This window comes from Pseudomonas sp. 05N36, from assembly GCF_056397385.1.
Map to the genome: position 1 here is coordinate 114,504 of NZ_JBFTNH010000008.1, position 23,444 is coordinate 137,947.

The 23,444-nt window shown below is 61.4% G+C and carries 19 protein-coding genes; 12 read left to right on the forward strand and 7 right to left on the reverse strand.

Annotation, left to right across the window (positions count from 1 at the left end; all coding sequences use genetic code 11):
• Nucleotides 1-31 precede the first annotated feature (31 nt).
• Complete coding sequence (locus AC1DIH_RS13175) at nucleotides 32-469, reverse strand: Lrp/AsnC family transcriptional regulator (RefSeq protein WP_019690796.1); 438 nt, start codon at nucleotides 467-469, stop codon at nucleotides 32-34.
• A gap of 133 nt (nucleotides 470-602) precedes the next feature.
• Between AC1DIH_RS13175 and AC1DIH_RS13180 the strand changes: the two genes are divergently transcribed.
• Nucleotides 603-1,496, forward strand: coding sequence for a DMT family transporter (locus AC1DIH_RS13180; protein WP_477771990.1), 894 nt, complete (start codon nucleotides 603-605; stop codon nucleotides 1,494-1,496).
• 7 nt (nucleotides 1,497-1,503) lie between these two features.
• On the opposite strand, the gene AC1DIH_RS13185 is transcribed toward AC1DIH_RS13180, so the two are convergent.
• Together AC1DIH_RS13185 and AC1DIH_RS13190 are read right to left on the reverse strand one after the other, a co-directional pair.
• Nucleotides 1,504-2,583 (reverse strand): FUSC family protein, encoded by a 1,080-nt coding sequence (locus AC1DIH_RS13185; protein WP_477771991.1) that lies wholly within the window; start codon nucleotides 2,581-2,583, stop codon nucleotides 1,504-1,506.
• A 30-nt stretch (nucleotides 2,584-2,613) separates the two neighbouring features.
• Nucleotides 2,614-4,239: an NADP-dependent glyceraldehyde-3-phosphate dehydrogenase gene (locus AC1DIH_RS13190; protein ID WP_427545677.1), complete on the reverse strand. Its 1,626-nt coding sequence runs from the start codon at nucleotides 4,237-4,239 to the stop codon at nucleotides 2,614-2,616.
• Nucleotides 4,240-4,558: 319 nt separating this feature from the next.
• On the opposite strand from AC1DIH_RS13190, the gene AC1DIH_RS13195 reads away from it, so the two are divergent.
• On the forward strand, nucleotides 4,559-5,446 hold the full coding sequence (locus tag AC1DIH_RS13195) for a Dyp-type peroxidase (protein WP_477771992.1): 888 nt from the start codon (nucleotides 4,559-4,561) through the stop codon (nucleotides 5,444-5,446).
• A 123-nt stretch (nucleotides 5,447-5,569) separates the two neighbouring features.
• Here AC1DIH_RS13195 and AC1DIH_RS13200 read toward each other — a convergent pair whose 3' ends face one another.
• Nucleotides 5,570-7,315: an amidohydrolase gene (locus tag AC1DIH_RS13200; RefSeq protein WP_477771993.1), complete on the reverse strand. Its 1,746-nt coding sequence runs from the start codon at nucleotides 7,313-7,315 to the stop codon at nucleotides 5,570-5,572.
• 104 nt (nucleotides 7,316-7,419) lie between these two features.
• Between AC1DIH_RS13200 and AC1DIH_RS13205 the strand changes: the two genes are divergently transcribed.
• The 9 genes from AC1DIH_RS13205 to AC1DIH_RS13245 all read left to right on the forward strand — a co-directional run bounded on the left by AC1DIH_RS13205 (nucleotide 7,420) and on the right by AC1DIH_RS13245 (nucleotide 16,513).
• A complete protein-coding gene (locus AC1DIH_RS13205; RefSeq protein WP_477771994.1) occupies nucleotides 7,420-8,337 on the forward strand; it encodes a LysR family transcriptional regulator in 918 nt (305 codons plus the stop codon).
• A 47-nt stretch (nucleotides 8,338-8,384) separates the two neighbouring features.
• A complete protein-coding gene (lexA, locus tag AC1DIH_RS13210; RefSeq protein WP_477771995.1) occupies nucleotides 8,385-9,002 on the forward strand; it encodes a transcriptional repressor LexA in 618 nt (205 codons plus the stop codon).
• Nucleotides 9,002-9,619, forward strand: coding sequence for a translesion DNA synthesis-associated protein ImuA (gene imuA / locus AC1DIH_RS13215; protein WP_477771996.1), 618 nt, complete (start codon nucleotides 9,002-9,004; stop codon nucleotides 9,617-9,619). The genes lexA and imuA overlap by 1 nt, the downstream gene beginning before the upstream one ends.
• Before the next feature lie 7 nt (nucleotides 9,620-9,626).
• A complete protein-coding gene (locus AC1DIH_RS13220) occupies nucleotides 9,627-11,042 on the forward strand; it encodes a Y-family DNA polymerase (protein ID WP_477771997.1) in 1,416 nt (471 codons plus the stop codon).
• A complete protein-coding gene (locus AC1DIH_RS13225; protein ID WP_477771998.1) occupies nucleotides 11,018-14,116 on the forward strand; it encodes an error-prone DNA polymerase in 3,099 nt (1,032 codons plus the stop codon). Before AC1DIH_RS13220 ends, AC1DIH_RS13225 begins: the two co-directional genes overlap by 25 nt.
• A 203-nt stretch (nucleotides 14,117-14,319) precedes the next feature.
• Nucleotides 14,320-14,994, forward strand: coding sequence for a CsgG/HfaB family protein (locus AC1DIH_RS13230; RefSeq protein ID WP_162491272.1), 675 nt, complete (start codon nucleotides 14,320-14,322; stop codon nucleotides 14,992-14,994).
• A 45-nt stretch (nucleotides 14,995-15,039) separates the two neighbouring features.
• Complete coding sequence (locus AC1DIH_RS13235) at nucleotides 15,040-15,396, forward strand: DUF4810 domain-containing protein (protein ID WP_371917649.1); 357 nt, start codon at nucleotides 15,040-15,042, stop codon at nucleotides 15,394-15,396.
• Nucleotides 15,393-16,052 (forward strand): DUF799 domain-containing protein, encoded by a 660-nt coding sequence (locus tag AC1DIH_RS13240; protein WP_427545703.1) that lies wholly within the window; start codon nucleotides 15,393-15,395, stop codon nucleotides 16,050-16,052. Before AC1DIH_RS13235 ends, AC1DIH_RS13240 begins: the two co-directional genes overlap by 4 nt.
• 221 nt (nucleotides 16,053-16,273) lie before the next feature.
• Entirely contained in the window at nucleotides 16,274-16,513 is a 240-nt protein-coding gene (locus AC1DIH_RS13245) for an HP1242/YdcH family protein (protein WP_216742265.1), read from the forward strand.
• A gap of 81 nt (nucleotides 16,514-16,594) precedes the next feature.
• Here the strand turns inward: AC1DIH_RS13245 and AC1DIH_RS13250 are convergent, their stop codons facing one another.
• On the reverse strand, nucleotides 16,595-17,749 hold the full coding sequence (locus AC1DIH_RS13250) for a sterol desaturase/SRPBCC family protein (protein WP_477771999.1): 1,155 nt from the start codon (nucleotides 17,747-17,749) through the stop codon (nucleotides 16,595-16,597).
• A gap of 112 nt (nucleotides 17,750-17,861) precedes the next feature.
• Entirely contained in the window at nucleotides 17,862-18,725 is an 864-nt protein-coding gene (locus AC1DIH_RS13255; RefSeq protein WP_477772000.1) for a LysR family transcriptional regulator, read from the reverse strand.
• Between the two features lie 139 nt (nucleotides 18,726-18,864).
• Between AC1DIH_RS13255 and AC1DIH_RS13260 the strand changes: the two genes are divergently transcribed.
• Nucleotides 18,865-21,489, forward strand: coding sequence for an MGH1-like glycoside hydrolase domain-containing protein (locus tag AC1DIH_RS13260; protein WP_477772001.1), 2,625 nt, complete (start codon nucleotides 18,865-18,867; stop codon nucleotides 21,487-21,489).
• Nucleotides 21,490-21,663: 174 nt separating this feature from the next.
• On the opposite strand, the gene AC1DIH_RS13265 is transcribed toward AC1DIH_RS13260, so the two are convergent.
• On the reverse strand, nucleotides 21,664-23,382 hold the full coding sequence (locus AC1DIH_RS13265; protein WP_477772002.1) for a hydrogenase maturation protein: 1,719 nt from the start codon (nucleotides 23,380-23,382) through the stop codon (nucleotides 21,664-21,666).
• Nucleotides 23,383-23,444: the final 62 nt, after the last annotated feature.

The window sequence follows — 23,444 nt, forward strand, 5'->3', positions numbered from 1 at the left end:
TCAATCTACGCGGTTCAAAACAAAACAGCACTCACGCCATCGGCGGCAACCGCCGTTTCACCGGGGTTTTCTTGACGATTGCAGTATTGGTTTCGGCATAGCTGTTGAGGCGGTCGAGCAGGGTGTCCAGTTGTTCCATCGAACGCACGTGCAGGCGCGCGATGAAGCAGTCATCGCCGGTGACCTTGTCGCATTCGGTGAACTCGGGAATGGCCTGGATCTGCCGTTCGACATTCTGCAACTGGCCGGGTAACGGGCGAATACGCACGATGGCCTGCAGTTGATAACCGAAGCATTTGGGATCGATGTCGACGGTGTAGCCCTTGAGCACGCCACGCTCTTCGAGTCGGCGCAGGCGCTCGGCGACGCTGGGTGATGACAGGCCGCTGATCTGTGCCAGGGCCTTGAGCGAGCGTCGGGAGTCTTCCATGAGGGCTGCGATCAGCAGTTGGTCAATGTCGTCAGTCATACAACCCCCGATTAGGCAAATGTTGGAATTCGCCTTGATAAAAAAGGTGAACTGGCAGTTTAGCCTGCATTTGACGCTGGAGTGGCGCGGCGCTGGATTGGCATACTTTGGGCTCATATCGAGGAGCCTGATCATGGATAAAACACTGCGTCGTGGTTCGTTGGAAATGACCGCCGCCATGCTTATTTCCGGGACCATCGGATGGTTCGTGCTGGTTTCCGGCCAGCCTGTGCTGGACGTGGTGTTCTGGCGCTGCGTGTTCGGCGCTGCGACCTTGCTGCTGATTTGCGCAGTGTTCGGCTTTCTGCGCCCGGGCATTCTGAGCCGCACCACATTTTTGCTGGCGGTGCTCAGCGGGGTGGCGATTGTCGGTAACTGGGTGTTGTTGTTCGCCTCCTATTCCCGGGCCTCGATTGCCATCGGCACTGCGGTCTACAACGTGCAACCGTTCATGTTGGTGGGTCTGGCGGCGTTGTTTCTCGGCGAGAAGATCACCGCACAAAAGCTGTTCTGGCTCGGGGTTTCTTTTCTCGGGATGCTGGCAATCGTCAGTGCGCATGGCGAGCAGGGCGCGGGAGGCGGTGAGTACCTGCTGGGGATTGCACTGGCCTTGGGCGCCGCGCTGCTTTATGCCTTTGCCGCGCTGATCATCAAACGCCTGACCGGCACACCGCCGCATTTGATCGCATTGATTCAGGTCTGCACCGGCGTGCTGTTGCTTGCGCCCTGGGCGAATTTTTCCGCGTTGCCGCAACAACCCAGCGCCTGGGCCAGTTTGCTGACACTGGGCATCGTGCACACCGGCGTGATGTATGTGCTGCTGTACGGCGCGATTCAGAAACTGCCGACGGCGCTGACCGGTGCACTGTCGTTCATCTACCCGATTGCGGCGATTTTCGTCGACTGGTTCGCCTTCGGCCATCGCCTCGAACTGTTGCAGTGGATCGGTGTGGTCGCGATTCTGCTGGCCGCTGCCGGTATGCAACAGGGGTGGGGCAACGGCGTTCGTAAAGTCGCGACGCAGTGACCGACGCTCAGATTTTCCAGCGCGGCGCAGTCTTCACCAAGCGCTGGCGCATGTCATTCAGGTTGGCGGTCAGTTGCCGGGTCAGTAATCGGTAACCGTCGAGCGCGCTGTAGACCGGGGTCCCCATGGCGGCCTGCGGTGCGGCTTCATCGGTCGCGCGCTCCAGGCGTTGTGTCGTACCGGATTGCAGCGCCCGGGCCATGCCAATCAGTAACATGCGAACCTGCTGGTGCTCGGCTTTCAGCGCCAGTTGCATTTGTGCCATGGCCTGTTTGTCGCTGGCTTCGGGGCGGGTGTTGGCGAGAATTTCCAGAGTGCTGATGCACATCCGCAAATTGCGCTGGAGCGCGTCGAGTTCAGTCATGGACATTCGCACTTCCTTGGACACCGACGGCATCAACGAGCGCAGTTGCACCATCATCCCGTTGAGACGGCTGAGCATCTTCAGGTAGTGGTCATCGGTGACCGATTGGCCACTGATGATCCGGCTGTAAATGCTCGCGCAATCGCGCAAGGCACTGGCGAGTTTGTAGCGCCAGGAGTAGACCGCGTACAGCGGCAGTGCGAAGGAAAAGGCCAGGGCCAGGACGATCCCGATGAGGATATCGACTGTGCGCCAGAGCCCGTCGGTCACCGGGTTGTCGCCGTGTCCGGCGACGATGAACACGGTGATCGCCGACAACAGCGCGGTGTAACCACCCTTGCCAATCGCGTGGTAGGAGAAGAACCCGCAGACCACCGACATACCGAAGTAAGTCAGCCACGGCATGCCGAGCCACGCCTGCTGCGCCACCAGCAGCAAACCCACGCCAGCACCGATCAGCGTGCCATACGCGCGCTCGGCGGCTTTCTTGCCGATATTGCCGTGGTGCTGCAAACCACCGATGACCACCAACATGGTTACCGACGCCCATTCACCATGGGGCAGGTGGATCCCGGTGGTCAGCAGAATCGTCGCCAACAGCCCCAGCGAAACCCGAACGGCGTGGATCAGTTTGGCGTTGCGATAGCGCCGGTACGGGTCCAGAAGCGGACGCAGCAGCCGGCGCAGCAACGGAGGCAATCGGGATGATCGAAGGGCTGTCATCGGGTTTGCAGAGTGTCCTCGGTGTGCGTTCTAGAAAATATAGTCGGTGGTCAGGAAACTCGACTCCCGTCCGCGGATGATGTCGCTGATCAGCTCCTTGTTGCTCTCCTGGAACTTGGTCGCCACCAGCGTGCGGATCGAGAAAGTCCGCAACGCATCGTGCACCGACAGCGTGCCTTCGGCCGAATTCTTTCGCCCGTTGAACGGGAAGGTGTCCGGACCGCGCTGGCACTGGGCGTTGATGTTGATCCGCCCGACCTGATTGGCAAAGATATCCACCAACCGTCCAACCTCGGCGGGGTTGGTGCCGAACAGGCTCAATTGCTGTCCGAAGTCCGACTCGAGGACGTAGTCGATCACCGTGTCCAGGTCACGATAAGGCACGATAGGCACCACCGGGCCGAACTGCTCTTCGTGATAGACGCGCATGTCGGTGGTCACCGGGTACAGCACCGCCGGATAGAAGAACGAACCGCGTGCCTGGCCGCCATTCTCGTTCACCACGTTGGCGCCTTTTCTCACGGCATCGTCCATCAGCCCATGCAGGTAATCGACCTTGCCCGACTCCGGCAGCGGCGTCAGAGACACACCGCTTTCCCACGGCATACCGGGTTTGAGCGAGGCCAGCTTGTGGTTGAATTTCTCGATGAAACGGTCGACCACTTGCTCGTGCACGAAGAGGATTTTCAGTGCAGTGCAGCGCTGGCCATTGAACGACAGCGAGCCGGTAACGGCTTCGTTGACCGCATTGTCCAGATCCACCTCGGGCAGCACGATGCCGGGGTTCTTCGCGTCCAGCCCTAACGCTGCGCGCAAGCGGTGCGGTTTCGGGTGAAGCTTCTTCAGGTCGCTGGCGGCCTTGTTGGTGCCGATGAAGGCAAAGATGTCGATCTTGCCGCTGGCCATCAGCGCGCTGACAGTCTCGCGGCCGCTGCCGTAGATCACGTTGATCACCCCGGCCGGGAAGCTGTCGCGGAACGCTTCCAGCAACGGGCGAATCAGCAGGACGCCGAGCTTGGCCGGTTTGAACACCACGGTGTTGCCCATGATCAGCGCCGGAATCAGCGTGGTGAAGGTCTCGTTCAGCGGGTAGTTGTAAGGCCCCATGCACAGGGCGACGCCGAGCGGTACGCGGCGGATCTGGCCGAGCGTGTCCTGTTCCAGTTCAAATCGGCTGGAACGACGATCAAGTTCCTTCAGGGCGTTGATGGTGTCGACGATGTAGTCACAGGTGCGGTCGAACTCTTTTTCCGAATCCTTGAGGTTCTTGCCGATCTCCCACATCAGCAACTTGACCACCGCCTCACGCTGTTCACGCATGCGGGCGAGGAATGCTTCGACATGCTGAATCCGCTCGGCCACCCGCATCGTTGGCCAGTTGCCCTGGCCACGATCATAGGCACGGACGGCAGCGTCGAGGGCGGTTAATGCAGTGTCGGCGTCGAGCAGTGGGGTGCTGCCGAGAATGACTTGTTCATCGCCATTTTCGCCGGTCAGGTAGACCGGGCTGCGGACGATGGCCAGAGGGCCGTTCCAGATTTTCAGGACGCCATCGACGAGGTATTCGCGTTGCTCGGTCTGCCCGTCGAGACGGTATTGCTCCGGGATGTCGCGGGCGGTCGGGAACAGGTTGCCAAGGATGTTTGCTGTGCTCATGTCGCTACCCCGTCTGGATTGGGTGATGCGGATAAGGTTTTTATCGCCAGACACTGCCGCGAGGTCAAGACCTGTGAGCCGTGTCTTTTTCTGGAATGACGGCGATGGCTACACATCATTCTGATGCCGCTTTTGGCTCGGCATAGGATGTGCGCCATGATTAGCATTGCTGAATCGTTTTATCAGATTGCTTCGGCAACTGCTACGGAGGATTTGAGCGACATCAGCACAGTTTCGTGTCTGCACCGCTCTTGCGCCTTTCAACGCACACAAACTGCCGTGTGCCGGGTAAACTTCATGCCTTTCCAGAGGAGTTCTCATGAGTTACTACCAGCCGGGCATCCTTGCCACCCCCGTTCCGCCTCAGGCACGTCATTTGTTTTTCGCTCTCGAATCCGCCGAAGCTCTGCCGGCTGCGCTCGACAACCTGATGAAACTGGTGGACGGCAAGTCGGCAGTGGTTGGTTTTGGCAAGTCGCTGGTCAATGCACTGGACGTGAAAGTAGCGGGGCTGCGACCGTTCCCGGCGATGATCGGCGTTGGCGTCGATAACCCTTCGACCCAGCACGCACTGTGGTGCTGGTTGCACGGTGAGGATCGCGGCGAGTTGCTTAACCGCAGTCGCGCCCTTGAAGTCGCGCTGGCTCCAGCCTTGCGCCTGGTGCAGATGAACGAAGCCTTCCGTCATATGAGTGGCCACGACCTGACAGGCTATGAAGACGGCACCGAAAACCCCCACGACGAAGCCGCCGTTGCCGCAGCGCTGGTGGCCGAGGGTGAGGACAGTCCGGTGGGTGGCAGCTTCGCTGCGATCCAGCAGTGGCAGCACGACCTGACCGGTTTTAATGCGATGCCGTCCCATGAGCAGGACAACATCATTGGTCGCCGCAAGAGCGACAACGAAGAACTCGACGACGCGCCGATCTCCGCACACGTCAAACGCACGGCCCAGGAAAGCTTCACTCCCGAAGCCTTCATCGTGCGCCGTTCGATGCCGTGGATCGAAGGTGATCGTGCCGGCCTGATGTTCCTGGCCTTCGGTCATTCCTTCAACGCCTTCGAAGCCCAACTGCGCCGCATGAGTGGCCTGGAAGACGGCGTCGTTGACGGTCTGTACCGCATGAGCCGGCCGATCACCGGTGGTTACTACTGGTGCCCGCCGCTCAAGAATGGTCAGCTGGATTTGCGTGCGCTGAACATCGGCTGAAGACTAACGCAGATCCCGTAGGAGCAAAGCTTGCTCGCGATGAACGATATCGCGGTGTATCAGACATACCGCCATCGCGGGCAAGGCTTGCTCCTATGGATCGGGGGGGGCGCTAGTCGCTTTTTACTGTGTGGCGGGGGCATAGACTTCGCGGCCGGCGAACCAGGTGCTCAGTACCCGAGTGTCGTGCAGGGCTTTTTCATCGACCTTGAACACATCGCGGTCGACGATAATGAAGTCCGCCTGCTTGCCGGGCTCAAGCGAGCCGATCTTTTGTTCCAGGCCAATGGTGCGGGCGGCATTGACGGTGTAGGCGTAGAACATCGTCTCGCGGTCGATGCCCTCGGCGGCGTTCAATACGCCTTTGGGCCCGACGCGGGTGATGGCCTGGGCCATCGCATTGAACGGGTTCGGCGATGACACCGGCCAGTCACTCGCACCGGCAATCGTTGCGCCTTGCTTGAGCAACGAGTGCGCCGGGTACTGATAGCGGAAGGCGAGTGCGCTGACGTACGGCTTGATCATGTCCAGGGTGTACTCGTCAGCCGAGGCCCAGAGCAGTTGCATCGAGGCGATCACATTGAGTGGCTTGAAGCGCGCAAACTCCTTGGGGTTGATCAGTTGCAGGTGAGTGATCGAGTGGGGCACACCGCTTTGTCGATCCTTGCGTGCCTGCTCGATGCCGTTCAATGACTCACGCACTGCACGGTCGCCAATGGCGTGAACGTGCACCAACCAGCCGCGTTGGTCGGCGGCACTGACCAACTCACCGAAATGCGCCGGATCGATCAGCAGCTCGCCCTGTTTGTGCGAGTTGTTGTAGGGATCGATCAGCGCCGCGCTCTGCGCCGGAAATTCCAGTACGCCGTCGGCGAAAATCTTGATGCCGGGCAGGCTCAGATTCGGGATGCCCTGGAACTGCTTGCGCACCGAGTCCAATGTGTCGAGGTCAGCCGGGCGGCTTCGCGGGTTGGCCACCAGCAGCGCGGCGACGTGCGCGCTCATGGCCCCGGTTTCAGACAGCGCCTTGTACACCGGCAGGACGCCGACGGTTTTCTCCGTGGGCTTGAGGGCGAACACCGGTTCTCCCGGCGCGGCGTTGGCGGCCGGGTCCATCCAGGCAGTGATGCCCAGACTGTTGTTGAACCGCAGCGCAGCCTGGGCTGCACGCAACAGGTCCGCCGGACTCGCTTTGGGCATGACCGAAGCGACCCGGTCCCAACCCGCATCCACCAGAAAACCGTTGGGCGCGCCATTCGCCAGGCGGCCAATGGTGTCGCGCTCGGCGGCGGGCAGGGTGTTGATCAGCGCGGCATCGATCCCGGCCCGCTTGAGCATCACGTTGTTGGCCCAGGCGGTGTGGTGGTCACTGCCGATGAACACGATCGGCACCTGCGCCCATTCACCCTGGTTGAAACGCTGGGCAAAGGCTTCGGCTTGAGCCCAGTAGGTCGAACTCATGCCGGCCACACTCAGCACATCGCCGTGTTTTGCCTTGCCGTCGTCACGCCAGCCGCGCAGACGTTTTTCCAACTCATCGAGACTGACCTGTTCATCTTCCATGTTGGCCGAGGCCAGTTCGAGGCCGCCGAAGATCGCGTGTGAATGGCTGTCGATCAGGCCGGGCATCAGGGTTTTACCCGCCAGATCGATGACCCGGGTCGAGGGCTCGATCAATGCCTTGATCTGCGCGTCGCTGCCGACCTGCAACACTTTGCCGTCCTGCACGGCCAGGGCCTGGACCTTGGGTTGGGCGTGATCGGCAGTGAAGATCTTGCCGTTGATCAACACCAGATCGGCGGCGGCCATGGCTTCCATCGAGGCAAAAGCCACGGCGCAGCTCAGAAGTGTCGGGATAACTCTATTCATGTGGGGTGCCTTGTTTTTATTCGTCTGGCAGCGAGACTAGTGGCTTGGCACGCTGGGCAGAACGCCTGAAACCAGCAAAACCCTTTTGCCTGAATGGAAAAACCATGGACACGCTCAGTGCCTTGAAAATGTTTGTCGCGACCGCAGAGCACGGCAGTTTCAGTCGTGCCGCGCAGCAACTGGGCAAAACTCCATCGGCGCTGACCAAAGCAGTCAGTCATCTGGAGGATGAACTGGGTGCGCGTTTGTTCGAACGCAGCACGCGGCGCACGTTGTTGACCGAGGTCGGGCGGCTTTATCTGGAGACCGCGCGTCAGGTGTTGCAGCGCCTGCAAGAGGTCGGCGAAGAGATCCTGCAGATGCAGCATGGTTTGCAGGGCACATTGAAAATCACTGCGCCGCTGGCCTTCGGTCGGACCTTTCTCGACGAGGCGTGCGCAGGTTTTCTCGATGAATACCCGCAAATCAGTTTGCACATCGACCTGTGCGATGAGTTCGTCGATCTGCTCGAAAGTGGCTACGACCTGGCATTGCGTGAAGGTCATGATGACCTGCCCGGACAGATCGCCCGAGTCATCGGTGAGAATCGCCTGGCCCTGTGCGCCAGCCCCGATTACCTGGCGCGCAACCCGGTTCCGGTGACGCCGCAGACCCTCGATCAGCATCACTGGCTGCTCTATCACCATGCGGCCCTGAGCCGTGAGTTCTGGTGGGTCGAGCGCGACGGTCAACGGCTCAGCTTGCCCCAGCCGTCGCGGCCGCGCCTGAAAAGCGACAATTACGATTTGTTGTTGGCCGCTGCGCTGGCAGGGCGCGGGCTGCTGCACGCGCCGCTGTGGAGTGCCGCGCCGTATCTGGCGGATGGCCGGCTGGTGCGGTTGATGGCCGACTACGAGATTGATCCGGACGCGTTCGGTTCGCACATCCTGGCGGTGTACCCCAGCCACCGTCGCGCCACTGCCAAGGTGGCGGCTTTCATCGATTTCATTTCGGCTTTTCTGCGCCAGCGCGGTCTGGGCTAAGCGTTACGACTGGCGGTTATTGTCAGGAAAACCTGAGAGGAGTACAAATGTACTCCATGACGACTTTAACTCCCCGCCGTACCGCCATTCTGACCTTCATCCGCGACCGTATCGCGCAGCAAGGTCAGTCACCGAGCCTCGCTGAAATCAGCGAGGCGTTCGGTTTTGCCTCTCGCAGCGTGGCGCGCAAACATGTGGTGGCGCTGACCGAGGCCGGGTTTATCGAGGTCAATCCGCATCAGGCCCGCGGTATTCGCTTGCTCAATCAGCCGCGTCGCCCCGAGTTGCTCGACATCCCGGTACTCGGGCGGGTGGCTGCCGGTGCGCCGATGGGCGTCGATGCCGAGGTGCACAGCCGCTTGTGGCTGGATCCGTCGATGTTCTCGCGTACGCCGGACTACCTGTTGCGGGTTCAGGGCGACTCGATGATTGGCGACGGTATCCTCGACGGTGATCTGGTGGGCGTACACCGCAGTGCCGAGGTGCGGAATGGCCAGATCGTCGTCGCGCGGCTTGAGGGTGAAGTCACCATCAAGCGCTTTGAGCGGGTAGGGGACAGCGTGCGGTTGCTGCCGCGCAACCCGGCCTACAGCCCCATTGTGGTCACCGCCGATCAGGACCTGGCGATTGAAGGGGTGTTTTGTGGTCTGGTGAGGCAAGGGTGATGGGCGCCGTCGTTGCGCTGGATACGCTGTTCAATGGCGGTCAGGTCTGGAAAGGCCGGCCCGCGCCGCCGAGCGTCAGCCCGCAACCGACCGGGCATGCGGCACTGGACGCGGCTTTGCCCAGCGGCGGCTGGCCGGAAGCGGCACTGAGCGAAATCCTTGTCGCCGGGCAGGGCGTGGGCGAGTTGCAACTGGTATGGCCAACCTTGGCCCGGCTGACGACCGCCGGTGAGCGAGTGGTGCTGGTAGCGCCGCCGTATGTGCCGTATCCCCAGGCCTGGCAGAACGCCGGGGTGGATTTGCGGCAGTTGTCGATCATCCAGGCCAGTGACCGCGAAGCATTGTGGGCGGCAGAACAATGCCTGCGCTCAGGCAGTTGCGGGGCGGTGTTGTGCTGGCCGCAGCAGGCGGATGACCGCGCCTTGCGCCGTTTGCAGGTGGCGGCGGAAACCGGGCAGACCCTGGCGTTTGCATATCGCTCGATCAAGGACGCCATCAACCCTTCGCCGGCGGCCCTGCGCATCGCCATCGACTCGAGGCCTGCGCAGTTAAGGGTGCTCAAGTGCCGTGGCGGGCTGGCCCGTTCGGCACCGATTGCCTTCGCCACCGGGCAGTGAGGTTGGCATGCGCTGGGTCTGTATCCTTTTCCCGCAACTGGCGCTGGACGCGGTGTTGCGTCAGCGCAGCGATCCTGACGAACCGCTGGTGCTGCTGAGCGGTCCGGCGCAACGTCGGGTGTTGCAAGCGGTCAATGCACCGGCTCGGGCATTGGGGCTGCGTCCGGGCCAGTCGATGACCGCTGCCCAGGCCTTGAGCAAGGCCTTTGTCAGCGCCGATTATGATGTGGCCGAAATCGAGCATTGGCAGCAGTTTCTCGCCGCTTGGGCCTACCGTTTCAGCTCCCAGGTCAGCGTGCATTACCCGCGTGCGGTGCTGTTTGAAATCGAGTCGAGCCTGGGGCTGTTCGGGCCCTGGCCGCAGTTCGAGGCGCGGTTGCGCGCAGAGCTCACGGCACTGGGGTTTCGCCATCGACTGGTCGCGGCGCCCAACCCGCTGGCCGCACGGGTCCTGGCCAATGCCTACGACGGTCTGGCGGTGCCGGACAATGACGCTCTACGGCAATTGCTCGGGCAGATGCCGGTCGACCGGATCGGACTTGAGCAAACGGTCGCCACCGCACTGTCGCGCATGGGCTTGCGTACCTTGGGCCAGGTTCAGGCGCTGCCGCGTCAAACCCTGGCCCGACGCTTCGAGGCGCAAGTGCTCAAGCACCTCGACACCTTGTTGGGCGAACGGCCGCTGGCCCTGGGGTTTTATCTGCCGCCGGACCGTTTTGATGTGCGGATCGAGCTGAATTTCGATGTGCAATCCCATCAGGCATTGCTCTTCCCCTTGCGCCGGCTGACCGGCGATCTTTCGGCGTTCCTCTGTGGCCGGGACAGCGGCGTGCAGCGCTTTGACCTGCACCTGGAGCATGCCGGGTTGCCGGACACGCTGATCAAGGTCGGCCTGTTGAGCGCCGAGCGCGACCCGGCGATGCTCTTCGAACTCGCGCGCGGTCGGCTGGAACAGGTGCAGGTCGAAGCGCCGGTGCGCGGTTTTCGGCTGTCGGCGCAGGATTTGCCAAGTTTCGTCCCGCAGCGCCGGGAGCTGTTCGACGAACGTCCGCAACAGTCCTTGCCCTGGGAGCAACTGCGCGAGCGCTTGCGTGCGCGGCTCGGGGATGAGGCGGTACAGGGCCTGGGTTTTCAGTCCGATCACCGGCCGGAGTGTGCCTGGCTGCCGAATGCACAGCTTCAGGTCTGTCCGGCGCTGCCTGATGTACAGCGTCCCGGCTGGTTGCTGACCGAACCATTGCCCGTGAATGAAGGCACGGCGCGCATCCTCATGGGGCCGGAGCGCATCGAGTCCGGTTGGTGGGATGGCGCCGACGTGCGCCGCGATTACTACCTGATCGAAACCCGCGCAGGCTCCAAGGCCTGGGCTTATCGTGCGGTGGGCGAGGCCGGGCCGCTGTGGCTGCAAGGCTGGTTCGCATGAGCGCCGACTACGCCGAACTGCACTGCCTGTCGAACTTCAGTTTCCAGCGCGGGGCATCGAGTGCCCTTGAGCTGTTCGAACGGGCCAAACGTCAGGGTTACCAGGCCCTGGCGATCACCGACGAGTGCACCCTGGCCGGTATCGTCCGCGCCTGGCAAGCGGCCAAGGCGCTGGAATTGCCGTTGATCATCGGCAGTGAAATGCGCATCGAGAACGGCCCCAAGCTGGTGCTGCTGGTGGAGAACCTTGAGGGTTATCAGGCCTTGTGTCGGCTGATCACCCATGCCCGGCGTCGCACGGAGAAGGGCCAGTACCGGGTGCTGCGCGAAGACTTCAGCGAACCATTGCCCGGACTGTTGGCGTTGTGGGTGCCAGATGCCGTCGACGAACTGGAACACGGCACCTGGCTAAAAAGTATTTTCGGCGAGCGGCTGTGGCTGGCGGTCGAGCTGCACTGTGGGCAGAACGACGCCCGGCGTCTGGCGGATTTTCAGGCCCTGGCTGCCCGCTTGCAGATTCCGGCGGTGGCCAGCGGCGATGTGCACATGCATGCCCGTGGTCGGCGTGCGCTGCAGGACACCATGACGGCGATTCGTCTGCACGTGCGGGTCGCCGACGCCGGGCAGCGCCTGCATCCCAATGGCGAACGGCACTTGCGCAGCCTTGAGGCGTTGCGCGAGCTGTATCCCGCGTCGTTGCTCGAAGAGACGCTGGTCATTGCCCGGCGTTGCACCTTCGATCTGGGTCAGTTGCGCTACCAATACCCGCGTGAACTGGTGCCTGAAGGGCAGACCCCGACTTCCTGGCTACGCCGATTGACCGAACAGGGTCTGAGCCGGCGTTGGCCTGAGGGGCCGGACAGCACGGTCATGGCGCTGATCGAAAAGGAACTGAAGCTGATCGCCGAGCTCGGTTACGAGAGTTACTTCCTCACCGTCGAAGACATCGTCAGCTTCGCCCGCAGTCAGCGCATTCTGTGCCAGGGGCGCGGCTCGGCCGCCAACTCGGCGGTGTGTTACGCCTTGGGCATCACCGAAATCGACCCGAGCCGGACGAGTATGCTGTTCGAGCGGTTCCTCTCCAAAGAGCGCAACGAGCCGCCGGATATCGACGTCGATTTCGAGCACGAGCGCCGCGAAGAAGTCTTGCAGTATGTGTTCCAGCGCTATGGCCGGACCCGGGCCGCGCTGACGGCGGTGGTCAGCACTTATCACGGCGCCGGTGCGATCCGTGACGTGGCCAAGGCCCTTGGTTTACCGCCGGATCAGGTCAACGCGCTGGCCGATTGCTGCGGCCATTGGAGCGACGATGTACCGCCGCTGGAGCGCCTGCGCGAAGGCGGCTTCGACCCGGACAGCCCGGTGTTGCGCCAGGTGCTGAGCCTGACCCGGCAGTTGATCGGCTTCCCCCGGCACCTGTCCCAGCATCCGGGCGGTTTCGTGATTTCCGAGCAGCCGCTGGACAGCCTGGTGCCGGTGGAAAACGCAGCCATGGCCGAGCGCACGATCATCCAGTGGGACAAGGACGACCTGGACATGGTCGGCCTGCTCAAGGTCGACATTCTTGCTCTCGGCATGCTCAGCGCCATTCGCCGCTGCTTCGACTTGCTGCGCTACCACCGCGGGCGAGACCTGAGCCTGGCAACGATACCGTCCGAGGACCCGCAAACCTACGAGATGATCAGCCGCGCCGACACCATCGGGGTGTTCCAGATCGAGTCCCGGGCGCAGATGTCGATGTTGCCCCGGCTCAAACCCCAGAATTTCTATGATCTGGTGATCGAGGTGGCCATCGTTCGTCCCGGGCCGATCCAGGGTGGGATGGTGCACCCGTACCTGAGGCGACGTAACAAGGAAGAGCCGGAAACCTATCCCTCGGTGCAATTGGAAGCCGTGCTCAAACGCACCCTCGGCGTGCCGTTGTTTCAGGAACAGGTCATGCAGATCGCGATTGTGGCCGCCGACTACAGCCCCGGCGAGGCCGATCAGTTGCGCCGCTCCATGGCGGCCTGGAAGCGCCACGGTGGCCTTGAACCGCACCAGAAGCGTCTTCGCGAAGGCATGCTGAAAAACGGTTACACGGAGGAGTTCGCCGCGCAGATCTTCGAGCAGATCAAGGGTTTTGGCAGCTACGGTTTTCCCGAATCCCACGCCGCCAGTTTTGCCTTGCTGACCTATGCCAGCTGCTGGTTGAAATGCCATGAACCGGCGGCGTTTGCCTGTGCGCTGATCAACAGCTGGCCGATGGGTTTCTACAGCCCGGACCAGATTCTCCAGGACGCGCGCCGGCATCAGCTGCAGATCCGGCCGGTGGACGTGACCGCCAGCAATTGGGATTGCAGCCTCGAGCCGACTGACGGTGAGCAACCGGCGATTCGCCTGGGGTTGCGCATGATCAAGGGCTTTCGCGAGGACGATGCGCGCCGCATCGAAGCCGCCCGTTTGCAGAGTGAATTCATCGACATTGCCGACCTGGGCGAGCGCGCCCGGCTTGATGCTCGTGCGCAAGAACAACTGGCCGACGCCGGAGCGTTGCGCAAGCTGGCCGGTGATCGTCATCGCGCGCGCTGGGAAGTGGCGGGGGTGCAGAAACAACTGGGGTTGTTCGCCGGGTTGCCGAGCCAGGAAGAGCCTGGCGTGGTGTTGCCCAAACCGACCGTGAGCGAAGACCTGCAAGCTGACTACAGCAGCGTCGGTACGACCCTCGGCCCGCATCCGCTGGCGTTGTTGCGCGATGAGTTGCGTGCCCGACGTTGCCGCAGTTCGCGGGAATTGCTGGAGGTCGAACATGGGCGCAACGTCAGCGTCGCCGGCCTGGTCACCGGCCGCCAACGCCCGGGCACGGCCAGTGGCGTGACCTTCGTGACCCTTGAAGACGAGTTCGGCAACATCAACGTCGTGGTCTGGCGCGACCTCGCCGAGCGTCAACGCAAAGCCCTGATCGGCTCGCAACTGCTCAAGATCGACGGGCGCTGGGAGAAGGTCGGCGAAGTCCGGCACCTGATCGCCGGACGCTTGAGCGACCTGAGCCCATTGCTCAACGGTATCAGCGTGCACAGCCGGGATTTTCACTAGTCGCCATGATCATTCAAGATATTGGCGCCAGAAAATATAAATACTGTCATCAATAGTGGCACTTTGGCATAATGCCGCCCGCCGACGTCCTGCACGTCGCTTATCGATTCGAATCCCCATCGCTTTTTCGCCACCGCAACCCGCAGTGGCGGGTCGCTGTCATGCCGGGATAAACCGTTTTTCAGAAGGAATGCACAGTGAGAATGATCTCTCGAATGGTGGTATCAGGGGCAGCGATTGCCGTACTAGGCGCGATGGCCGGGTGTGCGACCGAAAGCTCCCGCGCATTGCCGGTAGCCAAAGTCGAAAGCGCCAGCCAGGCCTTTGTCGGTGTTCGAGTGCCGATGGCTGTCGGCAAATTCGACAACCGTTCGAGCTACATGCGCGGGATCTTTTCCGATGGTGTGGATCGCCTCGGCGGTCAGGCCAAGACCATCCTGATCACTCACTTGCAGCAGACCAACCGTTTCAGCGTGCTGGACCGCGACAACATGGGCGAGATTCAGCAGGAAGCGGCGATCAAGGGGCAGTCCCAGCGCCTCAAGGGTGCTGATTTCGTGGTGACCGGCGACGTTACCGAGTTCGGTCGCAAAGAGACCGGCGATCACCAGCTGTTCGGCATTCTTGGCCGTGGCAAGACCCAGGTGGCGTACGCCAAGGTCAACTTGAATATCGTCAATATCAGCACTTCGGAAGTCGTTTATTCGACTCAGGGCGCAGGTGAATACGCCTTGTCCAACCGTGAAGTCATCGGCTTCGGCGGTACCGCTGCCTACGATTCGACCCTCAACGGCAAGGTGCTCGACCTGGCCATGCGCGAGGCGATCAACCGCCTGGTGGACGGCATGAATTCCGGTGCATGGAAACCGGGCAACTGATCAAGGTCGATGACAAGGAGCGGTACAAGCATGTTCAAGCGTTATATGTCGTGGGCGCCGATGGCGTCGATGTTGCTGGTCAGTGGCCTGCTGGCCGGATGCAACAGTCCGAAAACCCTTTACCAGTGGGAAGGCTACCAGCCACAGGTTTATGAGTATTTCAAAGGCGAAGAGCCCAAGGAAGCTCAGGCCGAGGCGCTGGAGCGCGACCTGCAAAAGATCAAGTCCACCGGCAAGACACCGCCGCCTGGCTACCACGCTCACCTGGGGCTGTTGTACCTGAGCCTGGGCAAGGACGATCAGATGGTGCAGCAGTTCAGAACCGAGAAGACCCTGTTTCCCGAGTCGACGCCGTACATGAATTTTCTGCTTAAAAACGCCAAGACCGGAGATGCCCAATGATCGCGCGCTCATTGAAACTGATGGCCGGCTTGCTGGCCCTGGCCGTTCTCGGCGGCTGCGTCAGCCCCAAGACCGTGGACTACTCGGCTTACAAACAAAGCCGTCCAAAAACCATTCTGGTGCTGCCGCCGCTGAACAACTCGCCGGACGTCAAGGCGTCCTACAGCATGCTCTCGCAGGTTACGTACCCGCTGGCTGAAGCCGGTTACTACGTGCTGCCGATCGCGCTGGTCGACGAGACGTTCCACCAGAACGGCCTGACCACGCCGGCGGACATCCACCAGGCGCCGGCCAACAAACTGCAAGAGATCTTCGGTGCCGATGCTGCGCTCTACATTACCGTGACTGACTACGGCACTCGCTACATGGTGATCTCCAGTGCAACCGTGGTGACCGCCAGCGCGAAACTGGTGGACCTCAAGACGGGCACGACCTTGTGGACCGGCTCGGCCAGCGCGTCGAGCGAAGAGGGCAACAACAACAGTGGAGGCGGATTGTTGGGTGCGCTGATCACCGCAGCGGTCAAGCAGGTCATCAACAGCTCCACCGACGCCGGTCACCCGATTGCCGGTATCACCAGCGCACGACTGCTGTCGGCGGGACACCCGGCGGGCTTGCTGTACGGACCGCGTTCGCCGAAGTACGGCACCGACTGATATTCCGGTTGCCGACACACGGTGCTCAACACAACGGCGGGCACGAGACTATTCTGGTGGGTGAGGGCGCCGACACCGTGCGGTGACGATAACGACACGTCCGACCAACGGGCACCGCTGGTCTGATTGACAGTCGACAGCAACCACCGAGCGAGGCCATTCTGATAACTGGCGAGCGCACGCAAAGGCGTTCGCCACCGATCAACAAACGGAGGTGTTCCATGCCGGTTAATCATGACCTGTATCAGGACCTGAGCTGCTCAAAGGAAGTCATTCAGCAAAAGCGTGCCAATGATCCTCACCTGAACGCGCTGCTGGACAAATATTCGGATATCGACAAGCAGGTCCTGAAGGCAGAAGCCCAGGCTCTGGCAGATGACGAAGTGACGAAGCTCAAGGCAAAGCGCCTTTCAATCAAAGACGAAATATCCCGGAGTTTGAACGGTTCTGTCAGAACGTGACCAACGTGGGGGCGCGCGCCGTGTCGCCCCCTTGTTTGGCTGCCCGCTTGCAAGCGTTGATTCAACGTTGAGTGTTGCGTATCAGGCGATTGCCCCTGCCTGGGCCGGGATCGTCCGTTGTGCCATGTCACGCAAGGCCAGCATCGAGGCTGCCGATTCGTGTTCGATACGCCGCTTGAGCAGCAGTTGATTGGCCAGGCGCATCAGCCGTCCGCTGAAGCGGTACTCCAATGTACGCACGAAGCGCGTGCCGCCACCCTCGCTGGCGCATTCATAAGTCAGCAGCAGCTCCAGCCCACGATCACCCTGAGCGCGAGCGCTCCAGCGCCGCCCCGGCAAATACTCGTCGACCTCCCAGCTCAAATGCCCGGCTCGTCCACCCGCATGAATGTCCTCTTCAAAACGTGACCCGGCGTGCAGCGGTCCTGGCTCGCCGTCGACTTTCAGCGATGACGGGTGCCATTCAGGCCAGCGCGTCGCGGTGCTGGCGTAGGCAAGCACCGAGATCGGGTCGCGTGCGATATCGATCCGGTGTTGCAGGCGAGTCATGGGCGCTCGCCTCGTTTGAAGGTGCGAATGATCGGGTTCGGCTTCCCAATACAACGTGCCGAACAGGTAGTCCATCAGCGGGAAAACGATGTTGAAATTACGCTCCTGCATCAGCTCGCGACGGTGATGCAGTGCATGCAGGCGGCGCATCTGGCGAATCCACGGCAGGCGGGTGACGGGATTGCTCGGCGGCAGATGTTCGCAGGCGTGAAACACCTCGTAGGCCAGGTAGCCAAGGATCATGCAGCCTGCGAACAGTCCGGTGACGTTGCCATTGAGGTGCTTGAGCAGCCACCAGGCGGGCAGGGTGATCGCCAGGCTGTGCAGCACAATCAGCCACGCCGGAAACAGAATCACCCGCCAGTCGCGCGCCGTATCGTAGGTCATGTAGCCGGGGGCGAAAAAATTGTGGTGATCGCCCGCGTGCCGGGCATAGAACAACCGCGCAAAAGCCTTCTTGTGATGGCCCAGGTGGCGGTGGACCACGTAGACCGCGAAATTGAAAAACAACAGCGTCAGTGGCACCGCCAGCCACTCCAGCGGTTGCACCTGGTGCACGGTGCTCCAGAACAGCGTGATGCCCAGCGCACCGAAGGCCAATACAAAACCGCCGTGCAGCCACGGGTTATAGAGCCGATGAATATCGGCCCGGTAACGGGCACGAAACGCCTGCGTGGTTTGCCTCACCGCGATCACCTGTTGTCGTTGTTATGAACAAAAGACTAGTCGCGGAAAAATTATTCAGCCAATGGATGTCGGGAATGGGTGGGTATTCACGCCGAACGGGTGTGGATGTTGCTTAGATCAACGGATCCCAGCGCTGCGACCAGTCGCTGTCGGTCTTGACCAGTTCCCGCAACAACTCGAACGCCTGTTGCAGCACCGCCGAATCGCGATCCCGCGAGTACACCAGGAAGGTCGGGTAACTGAACTCCGGGGCTTTGGGCACCCGTTCCAGCACGCCGCTGTCGAGGTAGCTCTGAACCACCCGCGTACGGAAATAACCGGTGCCACCGTTTTGCAGGATGTATTGCAGCGCCAGCGGGCCGAGGTTGAAGCTCACCGCGGCTTTGGCCTTGTCCGGCAGCGCCGCGTCGTGCTGGCGCCGGAACGCCTTGCCCCAATCGATATAGACGTAAGGCTCGGGCCTGGATGGCAGGCGCACCAGGATGAGTTTCTCCTCCAGCAGTTGCTCTACTTGCAGCTGTGGCCAGTACTCGGGTTGAAACACCAGCGCGGCATCCAGTACGCCCAATTCCAGCTGGCGCAGCAGGTTCTCGCCGTCGCGGATTTCCGTGCGCAAGGCGTGACTGGGGATCTTCTCACGCAGTTCGCGGGCCCAACTGAGCATCAACGGGTTGCACAAACTGACCTCGCCGCCGATGTGCAGCACATTGCGGTAGCCTTCCGGCAACGGCAAATCCCGGCGCGCCGCTTCCCATGTCTGTACCAGCTGATTGGCGTACACCACAAAGGCCTCGCCATCCGCGGTCAGGCGAGCACCCGCACGGTTGCGCACGAACAAGGTGCTGGCGAGCTGGCTTTCGAGTTTCTGTACCCGAGCGGTGATCGCGGTCTGGGTGACGTGCAGCTTATCGGCGGCGGCGGCAAGACTGCCGCAGCGAACGATTTCCAGAAAGGTACGGGCGAGATCGATGTCCATAAGCAGTCGCTGAGGTGAAGAGCCCCGCAGTGTAGAGCAAGCGCGCCTGAACTCGAACTGAATGAGCAGGAAGCGGCATGCACGGGGGCGAATCCTCGCTCTACACTGCAAACCATCCCGGACAACAACGGACGTTCCCATGACAGCGCAGTCGGTCACGAACATTCTCGACACCGTCGAAGGCCAGCGTTTGGTTGGCGATGAGGCCGAGTGCTGGCGCGAATGGGGCCCGTATTTGAGTGAACGGCAATGGGGCACCGTGCGCGAGGACTACAGCGCCGATGGCGATGCCTGGACCTATTTCCCGCATGAGCACGCGCGCAGCCGGGCCTATCGTTGGGGCGAGGACGGGCTGGCCGGGTTCTGCGACCGGGCCCAGCACTGGTGCATCGGGTTGGGGCTTTGGAACGAGCACGACCCGATTCTCAAGGAGCGTCTGTTTGGCCTGAACAATGCCGAAGGCAATCACGGCGAAGACGTCAAAGAGCTGTATTTTTATGTCGACGGCGTGCCGAGCCATGCCTACATGCGCATGCTCTATAAATACCCGCAGGCTGCGTTTCCCTATGCCGACCTGGTGGCCGAGAACGCCCGTCGGGGCCTTTCCGATACCGAGTACGAAATCCTAGATACCGGGGTGTTTGAAGACGACCGCTATTTCGACGTAACGGTGGAATACGCCAAGCACAGCCCGGACGACCTGTTGATGCGGGTCACCGTGCACAACCGTTCGGATCTGCCGGCGCGTCTGCGGGTCTTGCCCCAGGTGTGGGCGCGCAACACCTGGAGTTGGGGCGGTGACCGGCACATGCCCAGCCTGACGCTGGCCGGCGACTCGGTCCTGGCGCAGCACCCAACGCTGGCGGACCGGCAACTCACTGCCTGGGGCGAGGAGGGCTGTGAGTGGCTGTTCTGCGACAACCAGACCAACCATCCGAAACTCGACGGCGTGCCCGCCAATGGCCCGTTCAAGGATGGCATCAACGATTATCTGGTCGACGGTGTGGCGGGGGCGATTCGACGTGACGCCGGTACTCGGGTCGCGGCGCATTTCGTTCTCGAACTGGACGGACTCGCGCACAAATGCATCTACCTGCGCTTTGCGCCGACCGTCGCGCCCAAGGTCAACGCCAAGGCGCTGTTCGAGCGTCGCCGCTTGGAGGCCGATGATTATTACGCGGTGCTGCAAGCACAGATGACGGACCCGGACGCACGTAACGTTCAGCGTCAGGCGCTGGCCGGGTTGCTCTGGTCCAAGCAGTTGTATTACTTCGACGTCAATCGCTGGCTCGACGGCGACCCCGGACAACCCTCGCCACCGCCCGGACGGTTGAACATCCGCAATACCCACTGGCGGCATTTGTCGAACGCCGACATCGTTTCCATGCCCGACACCTGGGAATATCCGTGGTATGCCTCGTGGGACCTGGGCTTTCAGGCCGTCGCTTATGCGCTGATCGATCCGGGTTTTGCCAAGCATCAACTGCTGCTGTTGGTCAAAGATCGCTTCATGCACCCCAACGGCCAACTGCCGGCCTACGAATGGCGTTTCGACGATGCCAACCCGCCGGTGCATGCCTGGGCCAGTTGGCGGGTGTATCAGCGTGACAAGGCCTTGACCGGCGTCGGCGATATGGATTTTCTCGAGCGGATTTTCCACAAGCTGTTGCTGAATTTTTCCTGGTGGGTCAACCGCAAGGATGCCGAAGGTCGCAACCTGTTCCAGGGCGGGTTTCTCGGGCTGGACAACATTGCGCTGTTTGACCGTTCGGCCGCGTTACCAACTGGTTTTCACCTGGATCAGGCCGACGGTACGGCGTGGGTAGCGGCGTATGCGCTGGACTTGATGCGGATTGCCCTGGAACTGGCCAAGCGCAATCCGGTGTATGTCGACATCGCGGTGAAGTTCTTCGAGCACTTCCTCTATATCGCTGGCGCCATCAACCGCGTGGACGATGCCGCTGAAGGGTTGTGGGATGAGCAGGATCAGTTTTTCTACGATGTGCTGCACCGCCCGGATGGCGTCAACGAACCGCTGCGCCTGCGCTCCATCGTTGGCTTGATGCCACTGTTTGCGGTGCAGGTGCTGGAACAGCACGAGCACGAAGGGTTGCCGGGGCTGCGTGAGCGTTTATTGGGCTTCCTGCATCATCGGCCGGACCTGGCGAGTCTGATTTCACGCTGGACCGAGCCTGGCAAAGGCAATCGGATACTGCTCGCGCTGTTGCGTGGCGAGCGCACCAAGAACCTGCTCAAGCGCATGCTCGATGAGGCCGAATTTCTCTCCGAATTCGGCGTTCGCTCCTTGTCCAAAGCCTTTGCCGAGCATCCGTTCGGCATGCAGATCAATGGCAACAAACTGTGTGCCGACTATGAACCGGCGGAATCCGGTTCGCGGTTGTACGGTGGCAATTCCAACTGGCGCGGGCCGTTGTGGATGCCGATCAATTACCTGCTGATCGAGTCGTTGCGTGAGTTTCATCGCTACTACGGTGAAAATTTTTCGGTCGAATACCCCAGCGGTTCAGGTTATCTGGCATCGCTTGCCCAGGTAGCCGACAGTTTGAGTCAGCGTCTGACCCGACTGTTCTTGCGGGATGAAAACGGTAGCCGACCGTCGATGGTCGGCTACGCGCAGCTCCAGGCCGACCCGTTGAGCTGCGACCTGGTGCTGTTTCACGAGTATTTCCACGGCGAAACCGGCCGCGGCTTGGGTGCCAGCCATCAAACCGGCTGGAGCGCGCTGGTGGCGTTGTTGCTCTGAACGTCACGCAATTTCTGTAGCAGCTGGCGTAGCCTGCGTCCGGCTGCGAAGCAGTCGTAAACCCTATGTGCAAGGTTTAGCTGAAAAGCCGCAATGCCTGATTTCACGACGGCCACGTCCGAACGCGGCCCGCACCGAACGTAGCCTTCGGCAGCTGCTACAAAGCCCTGTCGATCAAGCGATCAGCGTTGCCTCGCGCTCCAATGCCCACGGCGCGATCAAGCGCTGCGGGGTCTGGCAGGTTTTGCGCTTGAACACGAAGTTGCGGCACTTCTCGGCGAACTGCTGGCGGTTGTGCACCATGTCCAGTTGCATCTGTGCCAGCTCGGCCTCGCGACAGTGTTCGATCTGCTGAAGGTCCATGCTGGTTTTGCGTGCGCGAAATGCCGCGTACTTTTTATCGGTCAAAGCGCCCTTGGCMTGTTGCAACAGCCATTGGCTGAACTCGCGCGGGCAGCGCGGGCCAATCTCCTGAATCATCCCCAACTGCCAGGCCTGAAACGCGCTGACCGGCAGGCATTCTTCGGTCAGCTTGTGCGCGATTTCGCTGCCCACTGCGCGGGGCAGGCTGTAGGTCCAGTATTCGGAGCCATACAGGCCCATGGTTTTGTAATGCGGATTGAGCACGATACCCGCCCGGGCGAAAACGATGTCGGCGGCCAGCGCCAGCATCACGCCGCCGGCTCCGGCACCGCCGGTCAGGCCGCTGACCACCAGTTGCCGGGCCGTCAACATTTCCTGGCAGACATCGTTGATTGCCTGAATATTGGCCCAGGCTTCCAGCCCCGGCACCTCGGCGGCCTGAATGACATTGAGGTGCACACCGTTGGAAAAGCTTCCGCGACCGCCCTTGATCAGCAGCACCTGGGTGTCCCGGGCCTTGGCCCACTGCAGCGCTGCAACCAACCGCTGGCACTGTTCGGTGCTCATGGCGCCATTGTAGAACTCGAAGGTCAGTTCACCGACGTGGCCCGACTCCCGATAGCRAATCGGTTGATAGGTCGCCTCATTGAACGGTTGGTTGGCGATCGAGCTGTCCAGTACCGGTATTGCATGGAGTTGCCCGGCCAACACATGCCGTGCCGGCAACTTGAAGGTTTCCTCTCCTGGCTGAGCCTTGCGCTTGAGCGAGCCGATCCACAGGCTGCGATCGCCGGTCGCGACCAGCACGGCATCGTCCTGCACGGCAAGAATTTCCCCCGGCGTACCGGTACGTGAATCGAGGTGGGCGTCGTACAGGTAATACTGCCCGCCGGCCAGACTTGCCAACACACCGGGCTGGCCGTCAGCGGCATCGAGGGTGCGTTTGATGAACTGCGTGCAATCGTGCCAGCTGAAGGTTCGGTCGGCCTGTTTCATGTTCGGCTTCAGGCGCCCGATGACGTTCGGTTGCGTGTAATCGAGGGGTGTCGGGACGAAATCGCTGGCGAATTTTTCCACCACATCACGAATGCAATAGATCGCGGCGTCACTCACCGGGCCGTTGTACAGCTCGGATTTGCGAACGTCGGCGGGCATGTTGAATTCATAGGTCGACCAGATCGGCCCGGCGTCCACTTCTTCGACCGCCTGCAAGGCCGTGACGCCCCAGCGGCTGACCTGCTGGGTGATGGCCCAGTCGAGCGCACTGGCGCCGCGGTCGCCGACGATGCCTGGGTGAATGATCACCACCGGTCGGTCCGGGTTGCTCCAGAGCTGTTGCGGAACACGATCCTTGAGAAACGGGCAGATCACCAGATCGGCCGCCGATTCTTCGATCTGTCGGCACACCGAGGCTTCGTCAGTGAACAGCACCACGCTGGGCTCATGACCTGACTGGCGCAAGTCCAGCCAGGCCCGTTGGGTCAAACCGTTGAACGCCGATGACAACAAAATGATCTTCAATGACCGCATGAATGACTCTTCCCTGAGAATGCTCGGCCGGAGGCTCCCATTGAGCCGTCCCTGGCCTTTGA

Coding starts and splice junctions, on each gene's coding strand:
- AC1DIH_RS13175 (WP_019690796.1), bottom strand. CDS start 469: ATGACTGACGACATTGACCAACTGCTGATCGCAGCCCTCATGGAAGAC.
- AC1DIH_RS13180 (WP_477771990.1), top strand. CDS start 603: ATGGATAAAACACTGCGTCGTGGTTCGTTGGAAATGACCGCCGCCATG.
- AC1DIH_RS13185 (WP_477771991.1), bottom strand. CDS start 2,583: ATGACAGCCCTTCGATCATCCCGATTGCCTCCGTTGCTGCGCCGGCTG.
- AC1DIH_RS13190 (WP_427545677.1), bottom strand. CDS start 4,239: ATGAGCACAGCAAACATCCTTGGCAACCTGTTCCCGACCGCCCGCGAC.
- AC1DIH_RS13195 (WP_477771992.1), top strand. CDS start 4,559: ATGAGTTACTACCAGCCGGGCATCCTTGCCACCCCCGTTCCGCCTCAG.
- AC1DIH_RS13200 (WP_477771993.1), bottom strand. CDS start 7,315: ATGAATAGAGTTATCCCGACACTTCTGAGCTGCGCCGTGGCTTTTGCC.
- AC1DIH_RS13205 (WP_477771994.1), top strand. CDS start 7,420: ATGGACACGCTCAGTGCCTTGAAAATGTTTGTCGCGACCGCAGAGCAC.
- lexA (WP_477771995.1), top strand. CDS start 8,385: ATGTACTCCATGACGACTTTAACTCCCCGCCGTACCGCCATTCTGACC.
- imuA (WP_477771996.1), top strand. CDS start 9,002: ATGGGCGCCGTCGTTGCGCTGGATACGCTGTTCAATGGCGGTCAGGTC.
- AC1DIH_RS13220 (WP_477771997.1), top strand. CDS start 9,627: ATGCGCTGGGTCTGTATCCTTTTCCCGCAACTGGCGCTGGACGCGGTG.
- AC1DIH_RS13230 (WP_162491272.1), top strand. CDS start 14,320: ATGATCTCTCGAATGGTGGTATCAGGGGCAGCGATTGCCGTACTAGGC.
- AC1DIH_RS13235 (WP_371917649.1), top strand. CDS start 15,040: ATGTCGTGGGCGCCGATGGCGTCGATGTTGCTGGTCAGTGGCCTGCTG.
- AC1DIH_RS13240 (WP_427545703.1), top strand. CDS start 15,393: ATGATCGCGCGCTCATTGAAACTGATGGCCGGCTTGCTGGCCCTGGCC.
- AC1DIH_RS13245 (WP_216742265.1), top strand. CDS start 16,274: ATGCCGGTTAATCATGACCTGTATCAGGACCTGAGCTGCTCAAAGGAA.
- AC1DIH_RS13255 (WP_477772000.1), bottom strand. CDS start 18,725: ATGGACATCGATCTCGCCCGTACCTTTCTGGAAATCGTTCGCTGCGGC.
- AC1DIH_RS13260 (WP_477772001.1), top strand. CDS start 18,865: ATGACAGCGCAGTCGGTCACGAACATTCTCGACACCGTCGAAGGCCAG.